Below are 15,437 nucleotides of genomic sequence, written 5' to 3'. Positions count from 1 at the left end.
ATGCCGGGCGGGGACCGACATCGTCCCTTGCCTGTGCCAGCCCGAGAGCCAGCAACACCATCAGGTCCATCGCGGCAGTAGCGACCCATTCCGTTCAGCTGGCTGGTCATGTGAATGCACAACCCGGATCAGAATTTGATACAGGTCAAGCCAGGAGCGGTACCCGCATCCAGCGAAAGCTTCTACGCCGCGCTGTCCGAGATCGGGCAACTGCTGGTGCGCTCATTGGAGCCTTCGATCCTTTACGAAGCTGTCATCGAAGTCCTCGAACGGCGAATCGGCGCCCGGCTGGTGATGGTGGGAGAACTGGATCGCGGCAATGGTTGGCTCCACCGCATCGCACCTGCCCGCCCGCCGGCGGAAAGTGTCGACATCTACCCGGATCGCATCCCGTTTTCGATGGCGCGTCCGCCATTCTGGAACGGTCAGCCGCAGGTTGAGGCGGATATTCGCCGTACCCCGGGGCTGGAGATGTTCCGTCAGGCTTACGTGCGTCATGGGGTCGTCGCCGCGGTGGCCGTGCCGGTCCTGAAGTTTGGCGAGGTGTGTGCTGCGCTGGTGATACGCGCGTCCCACGCCGGCTTCTTCTCTTCATCGATGGTCGAGTTTCTGCAACAGGCGGCATCGAGCATCGGGCTCGGGATGGAGGCTCACGAGCAACGCGCACGTCTGCTGCAGTCGGTAAAGGAAGAGGCGCGCCAGCGGCGCGCGCTGCGGTTGCTCAGCGAGATGATCAAGCTCGTCACGCACAGCGTGGACGAGCAGACCTTGCTGGCCGAAGCCTGCCGCGTGGCCCGACGGACAGGCGGGTATTCGGTAGCCTGGATCGGCTTGCTCGGAACAGGCGCCGAGGCAGGCCTGCAATTGTGTGCGCAGGAAGGGCTTGGCGATGCCATCGGGAGCATTCTCCGACGGGATTGGGTGGCTGATGCCGCTGTCGATGCCGGCGATGCAGTGGCGATGGCACTGTCGCGTGGCGAGGCCCACGTAGGATCGCCGTCGCCCGCGAATGACGAAACACCGGCAATGTCAGGCGTCGCGACGTTGCTGGCGCTGCCGCTGCGGGTGGATGAGGCGATCGTCGGTGTTTTCGTGGTCGGCGCAGCGACGCCGGATGCGTTCGGCCCGGTCGAAGTTCAGGTCTTTTCGGAAATGGCCGTCGAGCTGGGCCTCGGCATCCAGGTGCAGCGCAGCCACGTCGCGCGCTTGTTGGCCGAGCAGGAATTGCGTTTCAACCTGCAGCATTTCCGGACCATCCTGTCGAAACAGCATGCCGGTATCCTGGTGTTGTCCAAGGATCGCCGGGTGAAGTTTGCCAACGAGGCTTTTTGTGCCTTGTTTGGCCTGGACGAGACGCCGGCCGAACTCGAGGGGCGGCCGGCGGAAGTCATGTATGCGCAGGTGATGCAGGCCTACAGGGATCCCGAGCAGGAATGGAACAGGATCCAGCAGATCCTGGCCGCCGATGAGCCGATTACCGGCGATGAAGTGGCGATGAAGGACGGGCGCATCTTCCTGCGCGATTTCACTCCCATCCGGGTCGACGGCCTGCTGCAAGGACGTTTGTGGCATCAGCGCGACATCACCGAACAGAAAATGCATGAAGCGCGGGTCGAGCGGCTGGCCTTCTACGACGTGGTCACGGGTTTGCCGAACCGGAGGCTGCTGTTCGAACTGCTGGAGCAGGCGCGAACGCGGGCCACGAAACCGCATTCCCTGCTGGCGGTCGGCGTGCTCGACCTCGACCGCTTCAAGAGCGTCAACGACAGCGTCGGCCACGGAGGTGGCGACCGCGTGTTGGCGGAGGCGTCGGCGCGGGTCCTCGGCATGCTGCGCGAAGACGATGTACTGGCCCGTTTTGGCGGCGATGAATTCGCACTGGTGATTCCGGGTCTCGACAGCCGCGAACAGCTGGATGTCATCAGCCGCTGCATCCTGCAGGCATTGCGGTTGCCGTTCAATCTGCTGGGAGAGCAGCTTTACCTGTCGGCCAGCATCGGCTGGACCCTGTTTCCGCTTGACGAATCCGACGCCGAAGGCCTGGTCCGGCACGCCGACCTGGCCATGTATGCCGCGAAGGAGGACGGCAAGGATCGCGGTGCGCTGTACGAGCCGGCCATGGAACTGGAACAACTGCGCCTGCAGGCGATGCGCGAACGGATTGCCCAGGCGCTGGTGCAATCCCGCCTGCGGCTGTTGTTCCAGCCGATCGTCTACATCGACGGTCTGCCGGGGCCGCAGGGCGTGGCAGGGATGGAGGCGTTGCTGCGGCTGCAGGACGACGAGCTGGGGTTGATCGAGCCGGCCAACTTCATGCACGTGCTGGACGACCCGCAACTGGCGCGGCCGATCGGCCGCTATGTGCTGGACGAGGCGTTGCGCCAATGCCAGTCGTGGATGCAATTCGGCATCTCGATTCCGGTCTCGATCAACATCAGCACCCGGCACCTGCTGCATCCGGCCTTCTTCAGCGACATCGATGCGGTACTCGAGGCCTATCCGGGCGTGATGGACGTGGGCTTCGGTATCGAAGTGACCGAAACCGGCCCCTCGATGGATCACGCGCGGGCAAAGGCTGTCATCGAAGAATGCCGCCGTCGCGGCATCCGCGTCGGGCTGGACGATTTTGGCACGGGCAGTGCTTCGCTGAGCCATATCCAGCAGCTCGACATCGAACACATCAAGCTGGACCAGAGTTTCGTGCGCAACATCCTCGGCGACGACCGCAACATGGCAATCGCTGCGGGGGTGATCACCACGGCACGCATGCTGGCCAAGACGGTGATCGCCGAGGGCGTCGAGACAGCCGCACAGGGCGACCTGCTGGCCTCGCTCGGTTGCCATCAACTGCAGGGGTTTTCGATTTCGCGGCCGATGCCTGCCGAGGCGATCCCCGCATGGGTCGCCAACTGGGTGCCGCCCGATTCGTGGAGCCAGCTGGTCAACGAACGCCAGTCGCTGTTGACCGACCAGTGATGCACGTTGCCGCAACCTCGTATCGACTGTCGCACCGCCGTGGCCTGTGGTGCACGCGCGCCACAAGATCTAAGATCACAGCCATCGCCCGGGTGCTTCGATCACCCGGCAGGAGCCGAGCATGAAACCGATGGCCGCCCGTCAGGGCATCATTTCGCTGAAAATCAAGGACGCACCGTCGCTGTACAACGCGTACATGCCGTTCCTCAAGCATGGCGGATTGTTTGCACCGACTGCGCAATCCTATGCACTCGGTGACGAAGTGGTGTTGCTGGTGACCCTGGCTGAAGAAACCGAGCGGATGTCGGTGGTGGGCAAGGTCGTCTGGATCAGCCCGCTCGGTGCCCAGGGCAACCGAACCGCCGGCATCGGCATTCACTTCAACGAATCCAGCGACGCCGAAGCCGCGCGCAGCCGGATCGAGAACATCCTCGCAGGTACGCTTTCGTCCGAGCGCGCCACGCATACGATGTGAAGCCGCTCCGGATCGGCGGCGATACATTGCGATAATTCGCATGCGGTCGCCCGTCAAGGCTTGTTGTGCTCAAACGCACTGATACAATGGGTGGATTCGCGAAATCATCTTGCGGAACATCGGACGTTTGCGGCCCTTGCCTCAAGCGTGGCTACGCCGCCCATGGCGACGCAACCCCAGCCGAATCGAAATCGCCGGACCGTGAGTTGCGTCATTCTCCACGGTCACTGATGCGCCCACGGGTGCGGAGGTAAGTTGCATCGTGCTTGCCGAATACTGGCCTGTCCTGTTGTTCATCGGCGTTGCTACCGGGCTTGGCCTGGTGCTGCTGGCGGTTGGTCTGCTGGCCGGTCCGCGCCGTCCCGAGGCGGAAAAACTTGCGCCTTACGAGTGCGGTTTCGAGGCATTCGAAGATGCCCGCATGCGCTTTGACGTGCGCTACTACCTGCTCGCCATCCTGTTCATCATCTTCGACCTGGAAATCGCCTTCCTGTTTCCGTGGGCGGTGGTGTTCCAGCAGATCGGCATGATCGCGATGATCGAAATGGGGCTGTTCCTGCTGCTTCTGGTGGTCGGCTTCGCCTATGTGTGGAAGAAGGGAGCACTCGAATGGGAGTGATCGATTCCGTCAGCCGGGTGATGCACAACCCGGAGCCGTTGAACCTGGTCGACGACATCCTGCGTCCGGCCGGCGACAACCCGGTGGTGCAGCGCGGTTTCGCCACCACCAGCATCGACGCGCTGATGAACTGGGCGCGTACCGGTTCGATGTGGCCGATGACGTTCGGCCTGGCCTGCTGCGCGGTCGAGATGATGCACGCCGGCATGTCGCGGCTGGACCTCGATCGCTACGGCGTCATCTTCCGCCCCAGCCCGCGCCAGTCCGACGTGATGATCGTCGCCGGCACCCTGGTCAACAAGATGGCCCCGGCCCTGCGCAAGGTCTACGACCAGATGCCGGAGCCGAAGTGGGTCATCTCGATGGGCAGCTGCGCCAACGGCGGTGGTTACTACCACTACTCCTATTCGGTGGTGCGCGGTTGCGACCGCATCGTGCCGGTGGACATCTACGTGCCGGGCTGCCCGCCCACGGCCGAGGCGCTGATCCACGGCATCCTGCAGTTGCAGAAGAAGATCCGCCGCACCAGCACCATCGCGCGCTCTTGAGCGGCACACCCTGAAGGCGCAGCCCATGACCGACACCCCAAAGACCTCGCTGGCCGAGCAGCTCGCCGCGCGATTCGGCGATACGCTGGCCATCAGCACATCGCGCAACGAGACCGTCGCCGAGCTGGGCGCCGCCGACCTGGTCGCGGTGGCCACCGCGCTGCGCGACGAGCCGGCGTTCCGCTTCAGCGAACTGATCGACCTGTGCGGCATCGACTACCTCGGCTACGGCCAGACCGAGTGGGATACCGAGACCGTTTCCGGTACCGGTTTCTCACGTGGCGTGGAAGGTCAGGCCCAGGGGCGTTTCGATTGGGCCGGACGCCCGCGCGGCAACGGCGAGAACCAGCCGCGCCGCTACGCCGCGGTGATCCAGCTGTTGTCGATCCAGCACAACCGCCGCCTGCGGCTGCGCGTGTTCTGCGAGGACGACAGCCTTCCGATGATCCCGTCGCTGACCCTGGTCTGGCCGGGCGTGAACTGGTTCGAGCGCGAGACGTTCGACCTGTACGGCATCATCTTCGATGGCCATCCGGACCTTCGCCGCATCCTCACCGACTACGGTTTCGTCGGCCATCCGTTCCGCAAGGACTTCCCGCTGATCGGCAACGTCGAGGTGCGTTACGACCCCGAGCAGAAGCGGGTGATCTACGAGCCGGTGTCGATCGAGCCGCGCGTGCTGGTGCCGCGCACCATCCGCGACGACGCCGACCTGGTGCAGGCGCGGGCTGAAGCCGCCGACAAGTGGCGGGAGAATTGAGCATGCAGGAAATCCGCAACTACACCATGAACTTCGGCCCGCAGCATCCGGCCGCGCACGGCGTGCTGCGCCTGGTGATGGAGATGGACGGCGAAACCATCGTCCGCGCCGACCCGCACGTGGGTCTGCTGCATCGCGGCACCGAGAAGCTGGCCGAGTCCAAGCCGTTCAACCAGTCGATCGGCTACATGGACCGGCTCGACTACGTCTCGATGATGTGCAACGAGCACGCCTACGTGAAGGCGATCGAGAACCTGCTGGGGATCGAGGCGCCGGAGCGTGCGCAGTACATCCGCACCATGTTCGACGAGATCACCCGCATCCTGAACCACCTGATGTGGATCGGTTCGAACGCGCTCGACCTCGGTGCGATGGCGGTGATCCTGTACGCGTTCCGCGAGCGCGAAGAGCTGATGGACGTCTACGAGGCGGTCTCGGGCGCGCGCATGCACGCCACGTACTACCGTCCCGGCGGCGTCTACCGCGACCTGCCCGAGCAGATGTCGAAATACCGCGAGTCGCCCTGGCACAAGGGCGCCGACCTCAAGCGCATCAACAGCTGGCGCGAAGGTTCGATGCTCGATTTCCTCGAAGCATTCACCGCCGACTTTCCGACCAAGGTGGACGAGTACGAGGAACTGCTCACCACCAACCGCATCTGGAAGCAGCGCACCGTCGGTATCGGCGTGGTCAGCCCGGAACTGGCCCAGCAGTGGGGCATGACCGGCGCGATGCTGCGCGGCTCCGGCGTCGAGTGGGACCTGCGCAAGAAGCAGCCGTACGCGAAGTACGCCGAGATGGATTTCGACATTCCCGTCGGCGTCAACGGCGACTGCTACGACCGCTACCTGGTTCGGGTGGAGGAGATGCGCCAGTCCAACCGGATCATCCGCCAGTGCGTACAGTGGCTGAAGGCCAATCCGGGCCCGGTGATGGTGAAGAACTTCAAGGTCGCTCCGCCGTCGCGGGTCGAGATGAAGGAGGACATGGAAGCCATGATCCACCACTTCAAGCTGTTCACCGAGGGCTACTGCGTGCCGGCCGGCGAAACCTATGCCGCGGTCGAGGCGCCCAAGGGCGAGTTCGGCTGCTACCTGGTTTCGGACGGTGCCAACAAGCCGTTCCGCGTGCACCTGCGCGCACCGGGCTTCGCCCATCTTTCATCCATGGACACCATCGTGCGCGGCCACATGCTCGCCGACGTGGTGGCCATGATCGGTACCTACGACCTCGTGTTCGGCGAAGTGGATCGCTGAGCCGGCACGACGGAGAAACGCATGAAAGCCACCGGACATTTCGAGCAGGTAAGGAACGTCGATCCCCTCGCCGTACTTACCGATCACACCCGCCAGCACATCGATGCATGGGTGGCCAAGTTCCCGCCGGACCGCAAACGTTCGGCGCTGATCCAGGCGCTGTTCGGCGCGCAGGAGCAGAACAAGGGCTTCCTCACCGACGAACTGATCACCGCGGTCGCGAAGTATCTCGACCTGCCGGCGATCTGGGCCTACGAGGTGGCCAGTTTCTATTCGATGCTGGAGACCAAACCGGTCGGCCGCAACAACGTGGCGATCTGCACCAACATCTCGTGCTGGCTCAACGGCGCCGAAGGCCTGGTGCGCCACTGCGAGAACAAGCTCGGCATCAAGACGGGCGAGAGCACGCCGGATGGCCGGATCTACCTGAAGCAGGAAGAGGAATGCATCGCTGCCTGCGTCTACGCACCGGCGATGACGGTGAACGGCCACTATCACGAGCGGCTCACCATCGAGAAGCTCGACGAGATCCTCGACGGTCTGAGCATCGACGGTCCCGCGCATGCCCATGACGCCGAGGGAAAGCACTGATGGCTGTCGGATCCGCACCCAAGGAACACCAGGTCGTCTACACCACGCTGCATTTCGACAAGCCGTGGGCGATGGACAGCTATCTCCAGGTCGACGGCTACAAGGCGTGGAAGAAGATCCTCGCCGAGAAACCCGATCCGGCATCGCTGGTCGACGAGATCAAGAAGAGCAGCCTGCGCGGCCGCGGCGGCGCGGGTTTCCCGACCGGCTTGAAGTGGTCCTTCATGCCGAAGGGCGACATGCAGAAGTACATCCTGTGCAACTCGGACGAGTCCGAGCCGGGTACTGCCAAGGATCGCGACATCCTCCGCTACAACCCGCACGCGGTGATCGAGGGCATGGCGATCGCCTGTTATTGCACCGGCTCGAGCGTGGCCTACAACTACCTGCGCGGCGAATTCCACCACGAGCCGTACGAACATCTCGAAGAAGCATTGAAGGAAGCGTACGCGGCCGGCCTGCTGGGCAAGAACGTGCAGGGCAGCGGCATCGACGTGGATATTTACAACGCACTTGGCGCCGGCGCCTACATCTGTGGCGAGGAAACCGCGTTGATGGAATCGCTGGAGGGCAAAAAGGGCCAGCCGCGCTTCAAGCCGCCGTTCCCGGCCAATTTCGGCCTTTACGGCAAGCCGACCACGATCAACAACACCGAAACCTATGCCTCGGTACCGGCGATCCTGCGCAACGGCGCCGACTGGTTTCTGAACCTCGGCAAGCCCAACAATGGCGGTCCGAAAATCTTTTCGGTCTCCGGCCACGTCAACAATCCGGGCAACTTCGAAATCCGTCTGGGCACACCGTTCAAGGATCTGCTGGAAATGGCCGGTGGCGTGCGCAACGGCCACAAGCTGAAGGCGGTGATCCCCGGCGGGTCCTCGATGAAGGTGCTCCCGGCCGACATCATGCTCGACAGCACGATGGACTACGACTGCCTGCAGAAGGCCGGCTCGGGTTTGGGCTCCGGCGCGGTCATCGTGATGGACGAAACCACCTGCATGGTTCGGGTCTGCCATCGCATCGCACGCTTCTACATGGCCGAATCCTGCGGTCAATGCACGCCGTGCCGCGAAGGCACTGGCTGGATGTACCGCGTGCTGTCGCGCATCGTCGAAGGCAAGGGCACCGACGAAGACCTGCATCGCCTGAAGGCGATCGCCGGTCAGATCGAAGGCCATACCATCTGCGCATTCGGCGAAGCCGCAGCATGGCCGGTGCAGGGTTTCCTTGCGCGCTTCTGGAACGAGTTCGAATACTTCGTGCAGCACGGTCGCTCGATGGTCGAGGACAAGCTCGCCGAAACCAACAGTGGAGTTGCTGCATGAGTGCGCAGCCGACCAGCACCGCGCCCGACCTGATCAACATCGAGGTCGACGGCAAGCCGACGCAGATCCGCAAGGGCGCGATGATCATCGAGGCCGCCGACGCGATCGGCGTGTCGATCCCGCGTTTCTGCTACCACCGCAAGCTGCCGATCGCCGCGAACTGCCGCATGTGCCTGGTCGACGTGGAGATGGGCGGCAAGCTGATGCCCAAGCCGCAGCCGGCGTGTGCCACTCCGGTAGCGGATGGCATGAAGGTGATGACGCGCTCGGACAAGGCGCTGAAGTTCCAGAAAGACGTGATGGAATTCCTGCTGATCAACCATCCGCTGGACTGCCCGATCTGCGACCAGGGCGGCGAGTGCGAGCTGCAGGACGTGGCGTTGGGCTACGGCCGCAGCGTCTCGCGCTTCACCGAGCGCAAGCGCACCGTCGCCGACGAGAACATCGGGCCGCTGGTCGCCACCGAGATGACCCGCTGCATCCAGTGCACGCGCTGCGTGCGCTTCACCAGCGAGATCGCCGGCACCTACGAGCTGGGCGGCATGAGCCGTGGCGAAAACCTGCAGATTGGCACTTATATCGGCAAGACGGTCGAGACCGAACTGTCCGGCAACATCATTGATGTCTGCCCGGTCGGCGCGCTGACCAACAAGCCGTTCCAGTTCAAGGCACGTGCCTGGGAGCTGATCGCCAAGCCGTCGATCGGCTACCACGATGCGCTCGGCTCCAACCTTTGGCTGCATACGCGCCGCGGTGAAGTGCTGCGCACGGTGCCGCGCGACAACGAATCGATCAACGAATGCTGGCTGTCCGATCGCGACCGTTACAGCCACCAGGGCATGTACGCGGCCGATCGCATCGGCGCGCCGGAGGTGAAGCGCAACGGCCAGTGGCAGGCGACCACCTGGGAAGACGCCCTGCAGTTTGCCGGCGAAGCGCTGAAAAAGGCGCCGGGCAGCGAGCTTGGCATCCTGGTGCATCCGGCCACCTCGAACGAGGAGGGCGACCTGCTGATGCGGCTGGCCCGTGGCCTGGGCAGCGCGCACGTCGATCATCGCCTGCGCCAGCTCGACTTTGCCGACAATGCCGTGGCGCGGTCGTTCACGCTGCCGGTGTCCGAACTCGATCAGGTCAGGACCGCGCTGCTGGTCGGTTCCGACCTGCGCCACGAGATGCCGCTGGTCAACCATCGCCTGCATCAGGCGGTGAAGAAGGGCGCCAAGGTCTATACGGTCAATCCCGCGCATTTCGATTTCAACTACAAGCTGGCCGGTGAAGCCGTGGTGGCGCCGCAGGCGCTGGTCGACGCGCTGCTGTCGCTGGCCAGGGCAGCGGTTGCTGCCGGAGCGGGCGCGCCAGCGGCATTGGCCGATGCGATCAACGCTGCTCAGAGCGACGAAGGTGACAGCGAGGCCATTGCCGCATTGAAGTCGGGCAGGGCGGTGGTGATCCTCGGCGAAGCCGCGGTAACCCATCCGCAGGCATCCTGGTTGCGTGCGCTGGCCCGCTTCATCGCCGACGCCACCGGCGCCGGCTACGACGAACTGCCGGTCGGCGCGAATGCGATCGGCCTCGGCAAGCTCGGCGTGCTGCCGGGCAACGGCGGACTGGATGCGCAGGCGATGCTGGCGCAGTCGCGCAAGAGTTACCTGCTGTACGGCGTCGAGCCGCCGCACGATTTCGCCGACGGCGCCGCGACATTGAAGGCCTTGCATGACGCCGACCAGGTGGTGGCATTCAGTGCCTACGCCAGCGCCGCATTGCGCGACGTGGCCGACGTGATCCTGCCGATCGCGCTGCTGCCGGAGATCGACGCGACCCTGGTCAACGTCGATGGTCTGGCGCAGGGCGTCGCTGCCGGCGCCAAGGCGCCCGGCCAGGTTCGTCCGGGCTGGAAGGTGCTGCGCGCATTGGGCGGCACCCTGCAGTTGGCAGGCTTCGAGTTCGACGATCTTGCCGGCCTGCGCGACGGCATCGCCGAGCGTGCGTCGACGCCGCGAAACGAACTCGCCGAACGCAAGGCCGCGGGTGCGCTTACCCGCCTGGCCACCTGGCCGATCTATCGCGGCGATGCGGTGCTGCGGCGTGCGACGGCATTGAATGCCCATCCGCTCAACCGCGCTCCCGCGGTACGCCTGAATGCGGATGAAGCCGGTCGCCAGGGGCTGGCCGCCGGTGACGAGGTGCGCGTCGCCGATGTGCTGCTGCCGCTGGCGATCGATGCCGCCGTGCCGGATGGTGCGGCATGGATCGAGGCTGCCCAGGATCTCACCGCCACGCTGCCGCCGTATGGCGCGGCCATCACCCTGAGCAGGGCATAAGCATCATGGCTGATCAATTCATCAACCAGCTCGTGTGGCCGATCATCTACATCCTGTGCATCGTGTTGCCACTGGTCATCGCGGTGGCGATGTTCGTGTATTGGGAACGCAAGGTCCTGGGCTGGATGCACGTCCGCATGGGGCCGAACAAGGTCGGTCCGTTCGGCCTGCTGCAGGCCTTCGCGGACGTGACCAAGCTGCTGATCAAGGAAGTGATCCTGCCGACCAAGGCGAACCGCTTCCTGTACTACATGGCGCCGATGATCGCGCTGGTGCCGGCGCTGGCGGCGTGGGCGGTGATTCCGTTCAGCGGAAAAATGGTGCTGTCCAACGCCAACGCCGGCGTGTTGTACCTGCTGGCGATGACCTCGATGGGCGTGTACGGCATCATCATCGCCGGCTGGGCTTCCAACTCGCGCTACGCGCTGCTCGGCGCGATGCGTTCGGCGGCGCAGGTGATCTCCTACGAACTGGCAATGGGCCTGTGCCTGGTCTGCGTGCTGGTGCTGGCCGGTTCGTTGAATCTCACCGAGATCGTCAACGCGCAGGCCGGCAGAAAGGGCATCTTCGACTGGTTCTGGTTGCCGCTGCTGCCGGTGTTCGTGGTCTATTTCATCTCCGGCGTGGCCGAAACCAACCGCGCGCCGTTCGACGTGGCCGAGGGCGAGTCGGAGATCGTGGCCGGTTTCCACGTGGAATATTCCGGCTCGGCGTTCGCGTTGTTCTTCCTGGCCGAGTACGCCAACATGATCCTGGTGAGCTTCCTCGCCGCGATCCTGTTCATGGGCGGCTGGCTGTCGCCGTTCCCGCCCTCGTGGGGATTCATCGGGCATGGTGGCTTCATCTGGCTGTTCATCAAGGCGTTCCTGTTCTCCTTCATGTTCCTGTGGTTCCGCGCCACCTTTCCCCGCTACCGCTACGACCAGATCATGCGGCTGGGCTGGAAGGTGTTCATTCCCATCGCCATCGCGTGGGTTTTCGTGGCGGGCTGCCTGAAGTACTGGGGCATCGTCAGCATCGGCGTGGGGGCATAAGCCATGAATCGCGTTACCGGTTACTTCAAGAGCCTGCTGCTGGTCGAGCTGTTCCAGGGCATGGGTCTGACCCTGCGCTATCTGTTCAAGCCGAAATACACGATGCGCTACCCGATGGAGCACATCCCCAAGTCGAACCGTTTCCGCGGCCTGCACGCGCTTCGTCGTTATGCGAACGGCGAGGAGCGCTGCATCGCCTGCAAGCTGTGCGAAGCGGTGTGCCCGGCGCTGGCGATCACCATCGACTCGGCACCGCGCGAGAGCGACGGCCAGCGCCGCACCACGCGCTACGACATCGACCTGTTCAAGTGCATCTTCTGCGGTTTCTGCGAAGAGAGTTGCCCGGTCGATTCGATCGTGGAGACCTCGATCCACGAATACCACTTCGAACACCGTGGCGAGAACGTGGTGACCAAGCAGCAACTGTTGGCCATCGGCGATCGCTTCGAACAGCAGATCGCCGCTGACCGCGCGCAAGACGCGGCGTACCGCTGAGGCCTGACGATGAATCCCCAACTGTTACAACTCATCTGTTTCTACGCCTTCGGCTTCGTCACCGTCGCTGCGGCGCTGTCGGTGATCACCCTGAAGAACACCGTGCATGCGGTGCTGGCGCTGGTGCTTACCTTCTTCAGCGCGGCCTGCCTGTGGCTGCTGCTGGAAGCCGAATTCCTCGCGCTGGCGCTGATCGTGGTCTACGTCGGCGCGGTGATGGTGCTGTTCCTGTTCGTGGTGATGATGCTCGACATCGACCAGGAGAAGATGCGCGAAGGCTTCGTCAAGTTCCTTCCCGTCGGCCTGATCGTGGCCGTGGTGATGCTGGTGGAGATGCTCGGCCTGATCGGCGTGCGCGCGATGCATGCGCAGGTGATGGGCGCCAACCCCGCCATCGCCGCCGGCATGTCGAACAACATCGAGTGGCTGGGCCACGCGCTGTACACCAAGTTCCTGTTGCCGTTCGAGATCGCCGCGCTGATCCTCACCGTGGGCATCGTGGCGGCCGTGGCGCTGACCTTGCGCGAGCGTGCCGATGCGCGCCACGAGTCGGCCAGCCAGCAGGTCAAGGTCAATCCGCGCGATCGCGTCCGCATCGTGAAGATGGCCGCCGTCCGCCCCGATGAACCGACCGTTCCACAGGAGTCGCAGCCATGATCTCGCTCGCACACTACATCGTGCTTGGCGCGGTGCTGTTCTGCATCGCCGTCGCCGGCCTGTTCATCAACCGCAAGAACGTGATCGTGCTGCTGATGTCGATCGAGCTGATGCTGCTCGCCGTGAACATGAACTTCGTGGCGTTTTCGCGTTTCCTCGGCGACGTCTCGGGGCAGGTTTTCGTGTTCTTCATCCTCACCGTGGCCGCGGCAGAAGCTGCCATCGGCCTGGCGATCCTGGTGCTGCTGTTCCGTACGCGCAGCACGATCAACATCGCCGACATCGACAGCATGAAGGGCTGAACACATGGGTCTTTCCACATCCATCCTGCTGACGATCGCACTGGCGCCGCTGGTCGGCTGCGTGCTGGCCGGTTTCCTGGGCAAGTTCCTCGGCCGCGCCGGTTCGCACACCGTCACCATCCTCGGCGTGGCGGTGTCCTGCGTGCTTTCGTTCCTGGTCCTGTACCAGCTCACCATGGGCGGCGCCGTCGAGTACAACCAGAACATCTACACCTGGTTCCATATCGGCCACTTCAACGCCAGCGTCGGCTTCATGGTCGACCGCCTGACCGCGATGATGCTGGTGGTGGTGAGCTTCGTGTCGCTGCTGGTGCACGTGTACACCATCGGCTACATGCGCGACGATCCGGGCTACACGCGCTTCTTCAGCTACATCTCGCTGTTCACCTTCTCGATGTTCATGCTGGTCATGAGCAACAACTTCATGCAGCTGTTCTTCGGCTGGGAAGCAGTGGGCCTGGTGTCGTACCTGCTGATCGGCTTCTGGTACAAGCGGCCGACCGCGATTTTCGCCAATCTGAAGGCGTTCCTGGTCAACCGTGTGGGCGACTTCGGCTTTCTGCTCGGTATCGCCGCGGTGTTGTATTTCCTCGGTACGCTGGATTACGCCACCGCGTTCGGTTCGGCGCCGTCGCTGATCGGCAAGACCCTGCAGATCACCGCGCACACGCAGTGGGATGCCGCCACGGTGATCTGCATCTGCCTGTTCATCGGCGCGATGGGCAAGTCGGCGCAGGTGCCGCTGCATGTGTGGCTGCCCGATTCGATGGAGGGTCCGACCCCGATCTCCGCGCTGATCCATGCGGCCACGATGGTCACTGCCGGCATCTTCATGGTGGCGCGCATGTCGCCGCTGTTCGAGTTGTCGTCCACCGCGCTGAGCTTCGTGCTGGTGATCGGCGCGACCACGGCGCTGTTCACCGGCTTGATCGGCATCGTGCAGAACGATATCAAGCGGGTGATCGCGTATTCCACGCTGTCGCAGTTGGGTTACATGACGGTGGCGTTGGGCGTGTCGATGTACTCCGGCGCGGTGTTCCACCTGATGACGCACGCGTTCTTCAAGGCGCTGCTGTTCCTTGGCGCCGGCTCCGTGATCATCGCGATGCATCACGAGCAGGACATGCGCTACATGGGGGGGCTGCGCAAGTACATGCCGATCACCTGGATCACCATGTGGATCGGTTCGCTGGCGCTGGTGGCCATCCCGTTCACCTCGGGCTTCTACTCGAAGGACGCGATCATCGAGGCGGTCGGCCTTTCGCATCGCTGGGGCGCGCATTACGCCTACTTCTGCGTGATGGCCGGTGCCTTGGTGACCGGGCTGTACACGTTCCGCCAGATGTACCTGACCTTCCACGGCAAGGAGCGCTTCACCGTGGTCGAGCATCATGGCCATGGCCACGACGACCACGACGACCACGACGACCACGACGATCACGGCCACCACGAGCCGGGCGTACTGGCGCATGCGCCGAAGGAATCGCCGTGGGTGGTGACGTTGCCGCTGGTGCTGCTGGCGATCCCCTCGCTGCTGGTCGGTTTCTTCACGGTCAGGCCGGTGCTGTTCGGCAACTGGTTCGGCAGCGCGATCCACGTGGAAGAGGCAAACAACGTGCTGGCCGAGCTGGGACAGGAGTTTCATGGCGCGGCGGCGATGGCCATGCACGGTTTCACCCAGTTGCCGTTCCTGCTGGTGGTCGCCGCGTTCGTGATCTGCACGTATGTCTACCTGTTCAATCCGGCGCTGGCTGGCCGGATCAAGTCCGCGCTGAAGCCGTTGTGGACGGTGCTCGATCGCAAGTACTGGGTAGACGATGTCTACTTCGCCCTGTTTGCCCGTGGCGGCGTACTGCTGGGTCGCGGGTTCTGGAAAGTGGGTGAGCGCGGCGTGATCGACGGCGCGATGGTCAACGGTTCGGTGGGCGTGGTGCATCGCATCGCCGCGAGCATGCGTCGGTTGCAGTCGGGTTACCTCTATCACTATGCCTTCGCGATGATTCTCGGCCTGATCCTGCTGCTTGGCGGGTATTGGTTCATTGGTACCGGACTGGCCGGGCAATAAGGGAAACGGGATC

Annotated in this window: 14 protein-coding genes; all 14 read left to right on the top strand. The window is 63.8% G+C overall.

What is annotated here, in order from left to right; all coding sequences use genetic code 11:
• Positions 1-135: 135 nt before the first annotated feature.
• Positions 136-2,976 carry an EAL domain-containing protein gene (locus tag CIW53_RS13920; RefSeq protein ID WP_242451916.1) on the top strand — a complete coding sequence of 947 codons (2,841 nt, stop codon included), beginning with the start codon at positions 136-138 and terminating at the stop codon, positions 2,974-2,976.
• Positions 2,977-3,097: 121 nt separating this feature from the next.
• Positions 3,098-3,451 carry a PilZ domain-containing protein gene (locus tag CIW53_RS13915; protein ID WP_149365324.1) on the top strand — a complete coding sequence of 118 codons (354 nt, stop codon included), beginning with the start codon at positions 3,098-3,100 and terminating at the stop codon, positions 3,449-3,451.
• Positions 3,452-3,713: 262 nt separating this feature from the next.
• Positions 3,714-4,070 carry an NADH-quinone oxidoreductase subunit A gene (gene ndhC / locus CIW53_RS13910; protein ID WP_149365323.1) on the top strand — a complete coding sequence of 119 codons (357 nt, stop codon included), beginning with the start codon at positions 3,714-3,716 and terminating at the stop codon, positions 4,068-4,070.
• A complete protein-coding gene (locus CIW53_RS13905) occupies positions 4,061-4,618 on the top strand; it encodes an NADH-quinone oxidoreductase subunit B (protein ID WP_108471354.1) in 558 nt (185 codons plus the stop codon). Before ndhC ends, CIW53_RS13905 begins: the two co-directional genes overlap by 10 nt.
• Positions 4,619-4,643: 25 nt before the next feature.
• The gene (locus tag CIW53_RS13900; protein ID WP_149365322.1) at positions 4,644-5,378 is read left to right on the top strand and encodes an NADH-quinone oxidoreductase subunit C; all 735 of its coding nucleotides are present in this window, start codon (positions 4,644-4,646) and stop codon (positions 5,376-5,378) included.
• Between the two features lie 2 nt (positions 5,379-5,380).
• A complete protein-coding gene (locus tag CIW53_RS13895) occupies positions 5,381-6,634 on the top strand; it encodes an NADH-quinone oxidoreductase subunit D (RefSeq protein WP_149365321.1) in 1,254 nt (417 codons plus the stop codon).
• A 21-nt stretch (positions 6,635-6,655) separates the two neighbouring features.
• Complete coding sequence (gene nuoE, locus CIW53_RS13890) at positions 6,656-7,225, top strand: NADH-quinone oxidoreductase subunit NuoE (protein ID WP_149365320.1); 570 nt, start codon at positions 6,656-6,658, stop codon at positions 7,223-7,225.
• Positions 7,225-8,550 (top strand): NADH-quinone oxidoreductase subunit NuoF, encoded by a 1,326-nt coding sequence (gene nuoF / locus CIW53_RS13885; RefSeq protein ID WP_149365319.1) that lies wholly within the window; start codon positions 7,225-7,227, stop codon positions 8,548-8,550. Before nuoE ends, nuoF begins: the two co-directional genes overlap by 1 nt.
• Positions 8,547-10,871, top strand: coding sequence for an NADH-quinone oxidoreductase subunit NuoG (gene nuoG / locus CIW53_RS13880; RefSeq protein ID WP_149365318.1), 2,325 nt, complete (start codon positions 8,547-8,549; stop codon positions 10,869-10,871). Before nuoF ends, nuoG begins: the two co-directional genes overlap by 4 nt.
• 5 nt (positions 10,872-10,876) lie before the next feature.
• Positions 10,877-11,905 carry an NADH-quinone oxidoreductase subunit NuoH gene (nuoH, locus tag CIW53_RS13875; protein ID WP_149365317.1) on the top strand — a complete coding sequence of 343 codons (1,029 nt, stop codon included), beginning with the start codon at positions 10,877-10,879 and terminating at the stop codon, positions 11,903-11,905.
• 3 nt (positions 11,906-11,908) lie between these two features.
• The gene (gene nuoI, locus CIW53_RS13870; protein ID WP_149365316.1) at positions 11,909-12,400 is read left to right on the top strand and encodes an NADH-quinone oxidoreductase subunit NuoI; all 492 of its coding nucleotides are present in this window, start codon (positions 11,909-11,911) and stop codon (positions 12,398-12,400) included.
• Between the two features lie 9 nt (positions 12,401-12,409).
• Positions 12,410-13,057 (top strand): NADH-quinone oxidoreductase subunit J, encoded by a 648-nt coding sequence (locus tag CIW53_RS13865; protein ID WP_149365315.1) that lies wholly within the window; start codon positions 12,410-12,412, stop codon positions 13,055-13,057.
• Positions 13,054-13,359, top strand: coding sequence for an NADH-quinone oxidoreductase subunit NuoK (gene nuoK / locus CIW53_RS13860; protein ID WP_007513213.1), 306 nt, complete (start codon positions 13,054-13,056; stop codon positions 13,357-13,359). Before CIW53_RS13865 ends, nuoK begins: the two co-directional genes overlap by 4 nt.
• 4 nt (positions 13,360-13,363) lie before the next feature.
• Positions 13,364-15,424, top strand: a complete 2,061-nt coding sequence (gene nuoL / locus CIW53_RS13855) for an NADH-quinone oxidoreductase subunit L (protein ID WP_149365314.1) — start codon at positions 13,364-13,366, stop codon at positions 15,422-15,424.
• Positions 15,425-15,437: the final 13 nt, after the last annotated feature.

It is taken from the genome of Rhodanobacter sp. T12-5 (assembly GCF_008329435.1).
GTDB lineage: Bacteria > Pseudomonadota > Gammaproteobacteria > Xanthomonadales > Rhodanobacteraceae > Rhodanobacter.
This window is presented reverse-complemented; position numbering and strand designations above follow the sequence as displayed.

Excerpts from the sequence above, each read along its gene's own strand:
- CIW53_RS13915 (WP_149365324.1), top strand. The coding sequence starts at position 3,098 with ATGAAACCGATGGCCGCCCGTCAGGGCATCATTTCGCTGAAAATCAAG.
- CIW53_RS13905 (WP_108471354.1), top strand. The coding sequence starts at position 4,061 with ATGGGAGTGATCGATTCCGTCAGCCGGGTGATGCACAACCCGGAGCCG.
- CIW53_RS13900 (WP_149365322.1), top strand. The coding sequence starts at position 4,644 with ATGACCGACACCCCAAAGACCTCGCTGGCCGAGCAGCTCGCCGCGCGA.
- CIW53_RS13895 (WP_149365321.1), top strand. The coding sequence starts at position 5,381 with ATGCAGGAAATCCGCAACTACACCATGAACTTCGGCCCGCAGCATCCG.
- nuoE (WP_149365320.1), top strand. The coding sequence starts at position 6,656 with ATGAAAGCCACCGGACATTTCGAGCAGGTAAGGAACGTCGATCCCCTC.
- nuoF (WP_149365319.1), top strand. The coding sequence starts at position 7,225 with ATGGCTGTCGGATCCGCACCCAAGGAACACCAGGTCGTCTACACCACG.
- nuoG (WP_149365318.1), top strand. The coding sequence starts at position 8,547 with ATGAGTGCGCAGCCGACCAGCACCGCGCCCGACCTGATCAACATCGAG.
- nuoH (WP_149365317.1), top strand. The coding sequence starts at position 10,877 with ATGGCTGATCAATTCATCAACCAGCTCGTGTGGCCGATCATCTACATC.
- nuoI (WP_149365316.1), top strand. The coding sequence starts at position 11,909 with ATGAATCGCGTTACCGGTTACTTCAAGAGCCTGCTGCTGGTCGAGCTG.
- CIW53_RS13865 (WP_149365315.1), top strand. The coding sequence starts at position 12,410 with ATGAATCCCCAACTGTTACAACTCATCTGTTTCTACGCCTTCGGCTTC.
- nuoK (WP_007513213.1), top strand. The coding sequence starts at position 13,054 with ATGATCTCGCTCGCACACTACATCGTGCTTGGCGCGGTGCTGTTCTGC.
- nuoL (WP_149365314.1), top strand. The coding sequence starts at position 13,364 with ATGGGTCTTTCCACATCCATCCTGCTGACGATCGCACTGGCGCCGCTG.